Origin of the sequence: Pseudoalteromonas sp. TB25, from assembly GCF_000497995.1 — a bacterium.
In the GTDB taxonomy this organism is placed as follows: Bacteria; Pseudomonadota; Gammaproteobacteria; order Enterobacterales; family Alteromonadaceae; genus Pseudoalteromonas; species Pseudoalteromonas distincta.
Window position 1 is genome coordinate 14791 of sequence record NZ_AUTI01000426.1, and the last position, 14144, is coordinate 28934.

Genomic DNA, 14144 nt, shown 5'->3' on the forward strand with positions numbered 1-14144 from the left:
ACCTACAATTTGCTCGTAGATCGTTTAAATAAAAATGAGTAGTTACTTAACAACATCAATAGTAGGTACAACCGACATTCCAACACGTAGTTGACTAAGTAAAGGCTGCTCAGCATCTAAACTAATCTTTACCGGTAGGCGCTGCGCTATTTTAGTAAAGTTGCCTGTCGCATTATGCGCATCAATAGTGGAGTAACTTACACCACTTGCTGGACTTAGACTGTCAACGTGTCCTTTTAATGTCACGCTTGGCAATGCATCAACTTTAATTAGTAACTTTAAAAGATGTAAAACTATGTAAGTTTTTTAAACAGCGAATTAATATTATATCCATGTAACTTGTTAAATTTAAATAACTTAAACATAAAAAAAAGAGCTAAAGATCATGCAACTAATGATTGTAATTTAGCCACCAAGACCGCTATAAGCTTGTGTAATCAGGTCGTAACGCATATTATTGGCAGATTGCATGGAGGATAAGTCGTTTGGTCATGAAAACCAGTAAGTTAAGTATAAGATTATTATGGTATATAACACCTCTTGTTATTCTGCCACTGCTATTTTTAGGTGGCTTTACGCTCACCAATGTCACTAATTCAACACAAAAACAAGCTGATTTAATAATGAGCCGTTTTGTTGAGCAACAACAGCAAAAAATATTCAACTATATCGACTCTTTTCACTCTACTGCAAAACTACTCTCAAATTCGCCAGTACTTAGTGACTTTTTAGCAAACGATATTAGTGCCAACGGTAATTACACCCGAAAACTTGGCGCGCTTATGGATGTATTTGCCAGTTACAGCGAAGCTTATCCAGATATAATTAGCATTAATTTAGTTTCAGCAAGTGGGAAAAGTGATGCCTACTACTCTAATAACCTAACAACAGCGCCTAAAAGCTATCCATTTTTTAATCGAGTATTGCAAAGTAATTTAAGTACACAGCAATTTATGATTCAAAAGGACGATGGCACCACGAGCTTATATTTCATTCAACGAATTGACAGCGTTGATTACTACTTGAAACGTCCACAGCAGCTTGGTTTTATTGTAATACATATAGAGCCTTCAATACTCAACTCCAGTATTTTAGAAGCGCCATATAACAACACACTTAATTTAATGTTGACCAAAGACGGGAAAATTTTATTTAGCTCCGACTACAACATGCGCGGCCAATACATAAGCGAATATGAACTTAACCAAGTACATGATCTTGCCGATATAGGCATGCTTTCTACCATTGAACTCTCAAGCATAGATAAAATAGAGCGAATGATTTTTGCCGTACAAATGCCCGGTGGATATTATTACGTTTCAACCATTCCCAAAGGTGTGCTTTATCAATCTGGTAAAGCCATAAGCCTAATAACAGGCTTAATTGTTATTATTTCGATAATCACCCTGCCAATATTAATTTTTATAGTGGTACGTAATTTATTACTTAACCCAATTGAATTATTAGGTGCTGCAAGCCACCGTGTTGGTGATGGCGATTTGTCGGTGCACTTACCAGCTCATACAAATGACGAAGTGGGTGTTTTGTTTAACGACTTTAACCACATGGTTAATCAAATTAGACACTACCAGCAGCAGCTTGAAGAATATAAACACCACCTTGAAGATAAAGTAGAAAGTCGTACTAAAGCACTTGAAGCCATGAACAGCCAACTAGAGCTTGCAATTGGCCAAGCCGAGCAAGCTAATCAGCTTAAAAGTCGTTTTTTAGCTAATATGAGTCACGAAATACGAACGCCACTTACGGCTATTATGGGCTTTACAGAGCAATTACTCCACAACGACAAAGTAGCCAACGACAAACAACATCTAAGCACTATTTTACGTAATTCAAAACACTTACTAGAGTTAATAAATAATATACTCGACTTATCTAAAATTGAAGCTGAAAAGCTAGCTGTCGATTTGTCTGCGTTAAACGTAGTGCAGCTTGTGCATGACATTGAATCAATTATTCAACCACTGGCACAAGAAAAACAATTAACCCTTAATATTGATTACCAACTGCCGCTACCTCGCACCATTTATAGTGATGTGACCCGCTTAAAACAAATACTTATAAATATTGCAAATAACGCTGTTAAATTTACCGAAAATGGCAGTGTGTCTATTTGCGTGCATTATTTACAAGCAAGTCAAAAGCTAGAATTTGTAATTAAAGATACCGGCATTGGTATGTCTGAGCATCAAATAGAGCGTGTGTTTAAACCGTTTGAGCAAGCCGATGCCACAACCACACGTCGTTTTGGTGGTACAGGCCTTGGGTTGTGTATTTCTAAAAATTTAGCACTGTTACTTGGTGGCGATGTAACGCTTGAAAGTGAAGTTGGCGTTGGTAGCCGCTTTACAATTAGGGTGTCGTGTCAGTTATCTGATGATCAACCAATGCTTGAGTTTTTAACGCAAGAAAGCCAGTTAATACCAGAGAAAGACCCTCTCTTATCGTTTGCGACCAATAACTTTGAGGCTAATATTTTAGTCGCTGAGGATAACCCTGATAACCAACTATTAATTAAATTATTACTGCAAACTTGGGGCCTTGAACCCGATATTGCTAGTAATGGCGCCCAAGCTGTAGAAATGGCACTCGTTAATGACTATCAGCTTATTATAATGGATATGCAAATGCCTGTAATGGGCGGATTAGAAGCGACTAAAATGCTTCGTCATGCAGCATACGATGGCCCCATTATTGCCCTTACTGCTAATGTAATGAACCACGATATAGGCACTTACCTAGAAGCTGGCTGCAACAAAGCACTCGCTAAACCCATTGATAAAGATGCTCTGGAAAATGTACTCGTAAGCTACCTACATCTTGAAAAGGATAATCAAAATAAGTGGGACAGCTTATTAAAAAGCGAAAAGTTTCAGCAAATTACTGATAACTATTTAGCCAACTTACCTACTTATTTAGAAGAAGTTAAAACTCTGCAACATTGTAATGACTGGGAAGCATTAAGAAGTATAGCGCACAGTATTAAAGGTAGTTCTGGGTGCTTTAATTTTGATGAAATTTATCACAGCGCTGCGGCACTTGAAGAAAATTTAAAAAGTAACAATAAAGTGCCAAGAGACGAGCTGGTAAATAAATTAATAGCAGCCATTGAGCAAGCAATTAGTGGCAAAGTAACCTAAAAGAAAACTTACAAAATAGTACAAGTTCGGTGCGTTAGTGCTCTATGCTTAAAACGCTAACCACCGACTTTAATTATGAAAAGTTTAAACCTAATGCCATGCCCATTAAAATAGCGTCTTCAAAGCCATTTTTGGCCGGATTATCACTTGGATAGTAGTTTTTACGCACTGACATCTCTGTAAAGCCAGCGTTCTCGTATAGCGCAATAGCCCGCGTATTAGATTCGCGTACTTCTAAAAAGAGGTTTTCAGCATTTTGCTGTTCACCATATTCAATAAACTGAGCTAACAACTGCCTTGCAATACCCTTACCCTGGTGGCTTGGTGTTACACAAATATCCATAAGCGTAAAATCAGGCCCTGCTTTTTCACCAATATAAAAACCAATCATGCTCATCTCATCAAATGCGGCAACATTAAAATAGCGCCCACCTATACATGAACTCATTGTATTTAAAGTCCACGGATGGCTATGACATGCTGTTTCGATGGCCATTAATTGAGGTATTGCAGTTTCATCTACTGATTTAAAGTTTATCAAGGTGTTCACTCATTAAAGCCCATAAAGCACGCTTCTCAGAGGCGTTAAGCTGTGGGGTTGGCAATGTAAGCTGATTGTCGTTTAATTGCATCTCACTACCCTGTACAACGCTATTTACAATAATAGCCCCTGCACTGAGCTTAATGTCTGCAAATAGTTGCTCATTTATCGTTAAAGAACTAGCTGTCGTGCTTTGCGATAAAGTATCTGCTTGGTCATTTGTTTGAGAACAATAATGCTGATTGAGTTCAAGATTTTCTATATCAAAAATAGCTGCGTAACGTGGATGCATAACAACTCAGTAGATTAGACATTTGAACAATATAAGAAGTAATAAAAACGATGTAAAGAAGAAATGGCAGGGGCGGAGAGATTCGAACTCCCAACCATCGGTTTTGGAGACCGCTGTTCTACCAATTGGAACTACGCCCCTGCAATGACAACGAATTATAGAGAAGTTTCGCCAAAGGTAAAGAGAAAAATCACTCTTTTAGTTCAACTGCTTTTTAAATAAACAAAACGGCGAATTAGCATGCTAATTCGCCGTTTTTTAATCACTTAAAATTAGTTAATTAAAACTAAAATTAATTATTCCCATTCGATAGTTGCAGGTGGTTTACCTGAAATATCGTAAACAACACGAGAAATACCATCAATTTCGTTAATGATACGGTTTGAAACCACACCTAAAAACTCATATGGTAAATGTGACCAGCGTGCTGTCATAAAGTCGATTGTTTCTACACAACGAAGTGATACAACCCAATCGTACTTACGTGCATCGCCCATAACCCCTACCGATTTAACTGGTAAGAATACAGTAAACGCTTGGCTTACTTTATGGTAAAGCTCAGCTTTGTGTAGCTCTTCGATGAAAATCGCATCTGCGCGGCGTAGTAAATCACAGTACTCTTTTTTGATTTCGCCAAGTACACGTACACCTAAGCCTGGTCCAGGGAAAGGATGACGGTAAAGCATGTCGTACGGTAAACCAAGTTCTAGACCAATTTTACGCACTTCATCTTTGAATAATTCACGCAATGGCTCAACAAGGCCCATTTTCATGTCATCTGGTAATCCGCCCACATTGTGGTGAGATTTAATAACATGCGCTTTACCTGTGGCAGATGCCGCAGATTCAATAACGTCAGGATAAATTGTACCTTGCGCTAACCATTTCGCATTTTTAAGCTTTTTGGCTTGCTCATCAAATACATTAATAAACGTGTGACCAATGGCTTTACGTTTATCTTCTGGGTCTGACTTACCAGCTAAATCATTTAAAAACTGCTCTTCAGCTTCAACTTTAACAATGTTTAAGCCAAATTTATTACCAAACATGTCCATAACTTGCTGACCTTCGTTTAAACGAAGTAAACCATTATCAACAAATACACATGTTAGCTTTGCGCCAATTGCACGGTGAATAAGCATAGCCACAACTGATGAATCAACACCACCAGATAGACCTAAAATGACTTCGTCATCACCTACAGTTTCTTTAATACGCTCAATAGCATCATCGATGATTTTTGCAGGAGTCCATAATTTTTCACAGCCACAAATATCAATAGCGAAACGCTCAAGCAAACGTAACCCTTGATGAGTATGCGTTACTTCTGGGTGAAATTGTACGCCGTAAAAACGCTTTTCTTCGTTAGACATTGCAGCATGTGGACAAGTAGATGTTTTAGCTGTTGTTGTAAAATCAGCTGGAATGTCCATTACTTTATCGCCATGACTCATCCATACGTCAAGTATGCCGTTGCCGCCATCAGTAATATGGTCTTCAATTGCATCAAATAATGCACAGCTGCCTACTTTTTCAACTTGTGCGTAGCCAAACTCTTTTTTATCAGAGCTGTGTACACTTCCGCCAAGTTGAGCTGCCATTGTTTGCATGCCGTAGCAAATACCTAGCACAGGCACGCCTGCATTAAATACATACTCAGGAGCGCGCGGGCTGTTTTCAAGTGTTGTTGATTCTGGGCCACCAGAAAGAATAATACCTTGTGGGTTGAACTCGCGGATTTGCTCTTCAGTCACATCCCATGCCCAAAGTTCACAGTAAACACCAATTTCACGCACACGACGGGCGATTAATTGAGTGTATTGTGAACCAAAGTCTAAAATGAGAATTCGTGAATCGTGAATATCTTTGCTCATGGAGTATCTCGTAAAGTCTGATGCTAAATGCCGCTTTGAATACCAATTTTATTAAACATTACTAAGTCTTGCAGGCTAAATAACTCACTAACCACGTTAAAAATTTCTTATTTAGAAGAACTAAAAATCGAAATTTTTGCCTCGTTATTGAGCCATTTATCTGTCGCAATAATTGACCACTTTATTAATGCAATTGGTATTTATATAAACGACTAAAAAGAGGGCTTGCAAAGCAAGCCCAGTATATTAAATTAATTACGCTGCTTAACCTAAGCGGTAATTTGGTGCTTCTTTAGTGATTTGCACATCATGAACGTGCGACTCACCCATACCTGCTGAAGTAACACGTACAAATTGTGGTTTTGTATTTAGCTCTTCAATTGTTGCGCAACCCGTTAAGCCCATAGCGCTTCGTAGGCCGCCCACTTGCTGATGAATAATCGTTGCAATAGGACCTTTGTAAGCTACGCGACCTTCAATACCTTCAGGTACTAACTTGTCTGCTTCGTTTGATTTTTGGAAGTAACGATCTGATGAACCTTCTTTTTGATCCATCGCGCCCAATGAGCCCATACCACGGTAAGATTTGTAATAACGGCCTTGGTACAATTCAACTTCACCTGGTGCTTCTTCTGTACCAGCAAGAAGAGAACCCACCATTACACACGATGCACCAGCAACAAGTGCTTTGACAATATCACCAGAAAAACGAATGCCACCATCAGCAATAACAGGAATGTCGCGACCTTTTAAGCCTTCAACAGCATCTGAAATAGCGGTAATTTGTGGAACGCCACAACCGGTAACAATACGTGTAGTACAGATAGAACCAGGGCCGATACCTACTTTAACTGCATCCGCTCCGGCATCAGCTAGTGCAATCGCACCTTCAGCCGTTGCAATGTTACCTGCAATAATTTGTAAGTCTGGGTACTCTTTGCGAGTTTTAGTAACACGGTCAATAACGCCTTGAGAGTGACCATGCGATGTATCGATAAGTAAAACATCAATACCCGCTTCTACTAATGCAGCAATACGCTCATCAGTACCTGCGCCAACACTTACAGCAGCACCTACACGTAAACGACCTTGGTCATCTTTACATGCGTCAGGTTTGTCTTGGGCTTTTTGGTAATCTTTTACTGTGATCATGCCTTTGAGTTTAAATTCATCATCAACAACAAGGATTTTTTCAATGCGGTGTTCGTGCATTAAGCCTAAAATTTCTTCGCGTGCTGCGCCCTCTTTAACGGTAACAAGCTTTTCTTTTTTAGTCATAACGGTAGAAACAGGCTGTTCAAGCTTAGTTTCAAAACGCATATCACGACTGGTAACAATGCCTACAAGCACATTATTGCTGTCGGTAACCGGAAAGCCTGAAAAACCTTTTTCGTGCGAAAGCTCAATTGCATCTGCAATTGTTAAATCGGCAGTGACCGTTACAGGGTATGAAACAATACCTGCTTCGTAGGTTTTAACTTTACGTACGTTTTTCGCTTGTTCTTCAATAGTCATGTTTTTATGAATAAAACCAAGACCACCTTCTTGCGCAAGGGCAATAGCTAAACGAGCTTCTGTAACAGTATCCATAGATGCTGAAATAAGCGGCAAGTTAAGTTTGATACCACGCGTTAAGCGAGTTGAAATATTTGCCGTGTGTGGCAAAACAGTAGAATGACCAGGTACTAAAAGTACGTCATCAAAGGTAAGAGCTTCTTTAGCGATTCTAAGCATTTTGGCAACTTCTCACATGTGGATCTAAGATAAGGAATTGCGGCCAAATTTTAACAGCGTTGTTGGCATGAGTAAATAATATTTCGCAAATATTTATGATAATATAGGGTCTATTAGCCTTTCAAGGTTAAATTTGCAGCAGTTTGTTAGGTATTTAGGCAAGGCAGAGCCTATGCAGTGTGGTTATTCCCTATAAATAGGCGATAACGTAGCATCAATTCCAAACAAGCGCTGCCCAAAGGGTTCAGCCTAGGGGCGATTAACTCTTTGTTACTCGGTTTTTACTTAGCCCACTAGGTTACAAACCTCGCGCCGCGATTAAATCGCCCCTAGTTTGAACAAATTTTAATCTACAAAGGTCAATAGACCCTTGCTTTATAAATAGTTTTAGGTTGTTTTTTATGTTTTCGAAGCCTTCGCAGGCGGTTTACACCGTTTCACGCCTTAATAGAGAAATTCGCACAATCCTTGAGCAAGGTTTTGCATCTTTAGTGCTCACGGGCGAAATTTCTAACTTTATTACCCCTGCATCTGGACATTGGTACTTTTCGTTAAAAGACGATAAAGCACAAATTAAAGCTGCTATGTGGCGTGGGAATAATCGCAACCAAAGCTATCGCCCTGCAAATGGAGCGCAAGTTACAGTAAAAGCGCGTGTATCACTTTATGAACCTCGCGGTGACTACCAGCTTATTGTTGAGCATATGGAACCGGCCGGCGAAGGTCAGCTAAAACAAGAATTCGATGCACTTAAAATGCGTTTGGCCGCCGAAGGATTATTTAGCTCTGCGTATAAAAAACCACTTCCGCAAAACATTAATCGTATTGGTGTTATTACCTCTGCAACCGGCGCTGCTATAAAAGATATTTTAACGGTACTTAAACGCCGTGCGCCGCAGCTAGAGGTAATCATTTACCCTGCTATGGTACAAGGCAAAGAAGCACACCTACATTTAATTAATCAAATTGAATTAGCTAATGCTCGTGATGAAGTTGACGTACTTATTTTAGGACGAGGCGGCGGATCACTTGAAGATTTATGGTGTTTTAATCACGAACAGCTCGCACGAGCTATTTTTGAAAGTGAATTACCGATAGTAAGTGCAGTAGGCCATGAAATAGATACAACCATTAGCGATTACGTTGCTGATGTTCGTGCAGCAACTCCATCAGCCGCAGCTGAGCTTGTAAGCCCAAATACGCAAGAGTTACACAACAAAGTAACGCAATTGGTTAATCGTTTATCTAACGCGTTTAAGCACGGTATTGCCGATAAACGCGCATTAGCAACGCAGTTACAACACCGCCTTAATTTGTGTCATCCGCGTAGTCAGCTTAGTCAAAAATCACAACGTTTGGATGAGCTAAGCATTGCGCTGCAACAAGCTATGCGTAATCGTTTATATCAGCAAGAACGCACACTCAATAACTTAACGCCTCGTTTGATGCGCCAATCACCTGATAAAAAACTCGCTTCAGCAAGCCATCAACTCTCGCAATTACAAGCTAGGCTAAACCAAGCTATACAGCATCAGTTACAACAAGCGAATAATAGCTTAGCACTGCAAGCAAGCAGGTTAGACTCGGTAAGTCCGCTTAATGTTTTAGCGCGCGGTTATAGCATCACTAAAACACAGCAAGGAAAAGTAGTTAAATCTGTGGGGCAAATTAAAACAGGCGATGTTTTAGTTACAGAGTTAGTCGATGGCTCTATAGAATCACAAATTATTTAAAGCTCTGTACTTAGCAACATTTTAAGTTCGCTATCGCTCGATGTGGAGGTAGTGCTTTTAAATTGTTGCCAAAACTCTTGTTCCATCAACTTATCGTTTAGCTCTCGCCATTGAGCATTACCAAATGTGTCGTTATCAATGGGGGCGGCAAGTTCAAATTCACATACTGTTTTTTTACATTTTGCACTAACAACGTCAGGAATAATTGATAAATCAGCTGTTAATAAAAAATCTTGTAATGCCATTTCAGTACGATAAGCCCATTCTTCATCGCGCGTTTGATTTTCAAATTTATCACGTAAAATCTGCTCAAAATCTGAAGGGCCCCTCATTTTCTTTAAAACACTTTTGAGCGCCGCTTTCTGTTCGGCGAGTTGCTGCTTAAGCTGAGTTACTTGCTCTTCTAAAGGTAGTTCATCAAGCATTTGGGTTTCTGAATTGGTTGTAGGCCTGTCTTCAGCGGGCTCTATACTAGCGACTTGCTCAGGTACTGCAGAGTCTGCATTACTCAATACCTCATTACTTTGTTGTTCAGTATGAAGCTTTTTCTGTTTTTCATAACTTGGCTGCGACTTAACAGATTCCGGATGACTTGAAGCTGCATTAAAGTAGCTCCAAGTTAAACCTACACCCGCAATAAACCCAATCCCTAGAGCCAATAAACTATTCTTGTTCATGTTAATTCCTTTTAAGTTTTATTATTTTTTATTACTTATAGCATTGCACTCGTGTGCGATTCGTTTTCAGGCTCAGGATTTGCTAAAAAGTTTTGGTTCATACTTTGCGCCGGACACTCACAATCCGGTCGACCAATAATTTTAGCGGGTACGCCAACAGCGGTTGTGTGTGGTGGAACATTGCTAAGCACAACTGAGCCCGCACCAATTCGTGCGCCCTCACCTACTTCAATATTACCAAGTACTTTAGCGCCGGCGCCAATTAATACGCCTGCTCTAATTTTAGGATGACGATCGCCCTGCTCATTACCTGTACCGCCAAGCGTTACAGATTGCAAAATTGATACGTTATCTTCAATTACCGCTGTTTCACCAATAACAATACCGGTTGCGTGGTCAAACATAATGCCTTTACCCACTTTACATGCTGGGTGAATATCGACCCCAAACACTTCAGAGTTACGGCTTTGAATAAAGCGCGCTAGCTCTTTGCGATTTTGTTGCCACAAACAATTAGCCAAACGGTGCGCCTGAATAGCATGAAAACCTTTTAGATTTAATATAACCGTAAGATAGGTTTCTGATGCCGGATCGCGGTCTTTTACAGCTTTAATATCCTCAGCAACAAAAGATAGCATACGGTCACATTTTACAAATGCTTGGTCAAACAGCTCTCGGATAGTGAATGCAGATACCACCGCATCAGCCAACTTATTAGCAACAATAAAGCTCAATGCCGAACCTAAACAATCATGATTTAAAACACATGAATAAACATGACTTGCTAATAATGGTTCACGTTTTACTACATCGTTAGCTTCGTCGCGAAGCTGTTGCCAAATTGCATGACGCATAATACTGCACTGCCTTAAGTTGATATAAAATAGCCTTTTCCCAAGTCTAACGGATTTAACCACTAAGGTGTTAATCCCTTAGTTATTTGTTCTGGTTATTAGGTATAACTGTTTATTAAGTTTCATTATTAAATAATAAAAATGCCTCGATGCTTATAGCACCGAGGCATTATTTTAACGCTTAAAAAACACTTAAATTATTGAAATACTTTATCGACTTTCATCACTTCAATATTTTTTGCAGGAATTGCTAATTTATAATCAGCAATTACTTTATCTTCAACCACTAATTCAGCAGGTTTATTAGTGTTATAAATCATTGGTGATGTTTGCTGCGATGCTAAACGTTTTTGCATACCAGCGCCGTCACCAGTAATAAATACATAGTGAACATTGTCTGTTTGTAAGTTTTCTTTAATAACGCGATTAACATCAGCAAGCGTTAGCGTTTTAAGTTTATTAGTTACGTAACTTACAAAGTTATCAGTGTTGTAAAATTCGCTATCAAGCGCGTAACCTAATTGGCGATTTTGACTTGCAACCATTTGCGGCACAAAGTTAATTAAAAAGTTACGCGTAGCTTCAAAATCACCTTCGCTCATACCATTTTTAATTAGCTTATCTAGCTCAAACAAGGCGGTACGTGTTGCAAAGTGCGCATCGTTATTAGAGCGAAGTGGGCGTAACCACACTTGAAATATTTGCTCTGAGCGCCCTAGGTTTGCATCTGGCTTGGTTTGAAACATACCACGTGGAAAGTATTCAATGTATGCGTAATCGCCATAGTTCATGCCGCGAGTTTCACGAATGCGCTCATATAAAAAGCTGTTAGAACTACGGTGCTCACCAAAGTACGAACGCACAAGCCAAAGGGCTGTCCAGTCTTCGCTACTTCTTATTGTATCAATAGGAAAACCAAACGATACAGCAGTCGATTGTGCCGATTTTTCTACAATAGTTGCATGATGACCTTTAAGCACTGGCGCATCAGGAATACTTAAACGGCTTTGCTCACCTTTTGGTAGCGTTGCAAAATCGCTCATCATTTTAGCTTTAAGGTTTGCAGGCACAGCCCCAATTAAGCCAACCGTGAGTTTAGATTGCGTAAGCTCGCTGTTATAAAACGCTTTAACATCATCTAGCGTCAACGCTTCTAAATCCGAAATATCACCGTAGTTGTAACTTTCGTAAGGGTGATTTTTGTAAAGTGCACTGTATAGCACTTCTTTGCCTAGCTCTTCATCGTTAGATGCTTTTAAGCCTGATTTAATACCATCGATCATTTCTTTTTTAAGGCGTTTAAAGTCATCGTCTCTAAAGCCTGGGTTTAATAATTGATCGCTCACAAGTGAATACCACTGCGCTGCATTGTCTTTATGAATACGCCCTTGGAACGACAGCATTTCTTTATCTATTTGATAACCAAAGCTACCTGCAAGCGGATAAAGTGCTTTTTGAATATCTTTATAGCTTGTCGCCTCTGAGCCACCTTGTGCAAGCATTGCCGCAGTGAGCGCTGCAACACCTTTTTTGCCTTGAGGGTCGGCAGNGCCGCGCCGGTATTGAATAAAAAGTTAACATCGATTAACGGCGAGCTATTGGTTTTATCAAGTACTTTAAATGCAGGTGCCGCAGGTGCTTGTTCAAGCTTTGCAGTAAGCGCATTTAAATTAACTTCTTGCTCAAAACCTGGGGCTTTATCAAGTGCCGACATTGTTAATGTGGTACGTGCGTTATCAGTAAAGTATTTATTAGCAACGGCTTTAATATCTGCGCTGGTGATGTTATCTGCCGATTTATACAGCTGGTTTATAACCTCAGGATCGCGCTCAAAATGCATGTAGCTGGCAAGGGTTGATGCAATCGCTTGCGACGAATCTAAGCCATTAATAAAGCTGTATTTAAGATTCGATTTTAAATCACTTAGCTTTTGCTCATCAACAAGCTCAGTGCGTGCTTTTGCATAAGTTCGATTAATGGCATCGCGCGCAGTGGCTAAATCGCCTGCGTTTTCTACTTTAACAAATACGTGTAATAAACCCGGATCTTTAGTCTCTGGGTTATAGGTAAACATTTGGCTGGCAATTTGTTTGTCGACCACTAGCTCTTGATATAAATCTGAATTATTTGAAAAATAAAGCTGTGAGATTAAATCAAGCGCCGCTCTGTCTTTTTTAGCAGGCTCCCACGCAGCTGTCTCTTGATCACAAGTCTGACTCAAGAGATTTTGCTAAATCGTAGCCTTCCAGGATGGCTTGTAACTTAAGCCATCCTTTCCATAACACTTTCACAGATGCACGCCCTGTGCGCTTGGTATCTTTCCAGCCTCCTAACTTTGCCAGTTCCTGATACGCCCATGACATATTTGGAGCAGTTTCAGGCAATGGTGTTTTTATTCTCTTTAACCACAATAACTTCCATGCTTTGGGAGATAACAGTTGTTCACAACTTGGAGAATCAGGCTGCTCATTGGTGAACTTTAGTTGCAATATTCGCGTCGCAATAAAGCCATTAATCGTCACCAATCTTTCCATGTTATCTTGGCTTTGAAGGCGTAAACTTTCGATATCCGTACCATCACTTTTCCAGACTTTATGGTATTCCTCTACAAGCCAACGGTGCTCATAGTAGGTGATGATAGCTAAGGCGTCTTCTTTGCTGGTGACTGGTTCACTGGTTAATAGGTGCCAGCTTAAGCCATTCTTAGCGTTTCCTCGCTCTGTACAGCCGACATAGTAAACTGGGAGGGAGTGTCCTTTCTTATTGTAAGGCGCTTTGAGTGTCACTGGCGCATAGGTGATATCCAGTGTTGCGCTTCGGGCTTTTCTTCCTCCTTTTTGTGCAATGTGGATGTGTTTGGTGCCTGCACTCATCAGCTCGCTTGCAAACGCATAGAGCTTATCCTCACCTTCTTCAATATGACGACTTTGCATCGAGCGTACGACGAATCGTTGCTGCTCGGTCAGTTTATACTGCAAGTATTCGTAGATGTCCGCTTCGCGGTCACACACCGATATCACGTTCGCCATTTGTCCTTGCAGCCGCTCTGCCATCGCTCGTGACGCTGACTCCCACTTGTAACTTTCTTTTTCTTCGTAAGAAGTCGTCGCGTGTTTTTCTCTTTTTCCAATCGTGTTGATATCACGACTCCAGCGAGACTGTTCAATTAATCCCACAACTTGCTTTGTGTCTGGCGCAAACAGTAATACGCTATGAGCTAACAAGCCTCGTTGTTTTGCTCCTCGTCCGACATGACCCAAATCATCTCGAATGGAGGAATG

Annotated in this window: 10 protein-coding genes, 1 tRNA gene and 1 pseudogene; 2 read left to right on the plus strand and 10 right to left on the minus strand. The window is 40.2% G+C overall.

What is annotated here, in order from left to right; translation table 11 throughout:
- Positions 1-42: 42 nt before the first annotated feature.
- Complete coding sequence (locus L652_RS0120585; protein ID WP_024596081.1) at positions 43-246, minus strand: hypothetical protein; 204 nt, start codon at positions 244-246, stop codon at positions 43-45.
- A 245-nt stretch (positions 247-491) separates the two neighbouring features.
- Here L652_RS0120585 and L652_RS0120590 point away from each other — a divergent pair, with 245 nt between their 5' ends.
- Complete coding sequence (locus tag L652_RS0120590; protein WP_024596082.1) at positions 492-3158, plus strand: ATP-binding protein; 2667 nt, start codon at positions 492-494, stop codon at positions 3156-3158.
- A 73-nt stretch (positions 3159-3231) separates the two neighbouring features.
- Here L652_RS0120590 and rimI read toward each other — a convergent pair whose 3' ends face one another.
- From rimI to guaB, 5 genes are all read right to left on the minus strand, one after another.
- Positions 3232-3699, minus strand: coding sequence for a ribosomal protein S18-alanine N-acetyltransferase (gene rimI / locus L652_RS0120595; RefSeq protein ID WP_024596083.1), 468 nt, complete (start codon positions 3697-3699; stop codon positions 3232-3234).
- Positions 3686-3991: a hypothetical protein gene (locus tag L652_RS0120600; RefSeq protein ID WP_024596084.1), complete on the minus strand. Its 306-nt coding sequence runs from the start codon at positions 3989-3991 to the stop codon at positions 3686-3688. The genes rimI and L652_RS0120600 overlap by 14 nt, the downstream gene beginning before the upstream one ends.
- A 64-nt stretch (positions 3992-4055) precedes the next feature.
- Positions 4056-4132, minus strand: a tRNA-Trp gene (locus L652_RS0120605).
- A 155-nt stretch (positions 4133-4287) separates the two neighbouring features.
- Complete coding sequence (gene guaA, locus L652_RS0120610; protein ID WP_002958782.1) at positions 4288-5865, minus strand: glutamine-hydrolyzing GMP synthase; 1578 nt, start codon at positions 5863-5865, stop codon at positions 4288-4290.
- Positions 5866-6129: 264 nt separating this feature from the next.
- Positions 6130-7599 carry an IMP dehydrogenase gene (gene guaB, locus L652_RS0120615; protein ID WP_002958783.1) on the minus strand — a complete coding sequence of 490 codons (1470 nt, stop codon included), beginning with the start codon at positions 7597-7599 and terminating at the stop codon, positions 6130-6132.
- A 401-nt stretch (positions 7600-8000) separates the two neighbouring features.
- On the opposite strand from guaB, the gene xseA reads away from it, so the two are divergent.
- Complete coding sequence (gene xseA, locus L652_RS0120620; RefSeq protein ID WP_024596085.1) at positions 8001-9332, plus strand: exodeoxyribonuclease VII large subunit; 1332 nt, start codon at positions 8001-8003, stop codon at positions 9330-9332.
- Here the strand turns inward: xseA and L652_RS0120625 are convergent.
- The 4 genes and pseudogenes from L652_RS0120625 to L652_RS0120640 form a co-directional block, all read right to left on the minus strand.
- Positions 9329-10009, minus strand: a complete 681-nt coding sequence (locus L652_RS0120625) for a hypothetical protein (RefSeq protein WP_024596086.1) — start codon at positions 10007-10009, stop codon at positions 9329-9331. The genes xseA and L652_RS0120625 overlap by 4 nt on opposite strands.
- Before the next feature lie 35 nt (positions 10010-10044).
- Positions 10045-10863, minus strand: a complete 819-nt coding sequence (gene cysE, locus L652_RS0120630; protein ID WP_002958786.1) for a serine O-acetyltransferase — start codon at positions 10861-10863, stop codon at positions 10045-10047.
- A 197-nt stretch (positions 10864-11060) separates the two neighbouring features.
- A pseudogene (locus L652_RS01000000124230) lies at positions 11061-13057 on the minus strand (insulinase family protein); the annotation flags it as partial.
- Positions 13058-13067: 10 nt separating this feature from the next.
- Positions 13068-14144: IS4 family transposase (locus L652_RS0120640; RefSeq protein WP_024603370.1), on the minus strand; the 1077-nt coding region annotated here is incomplete at its 5' end.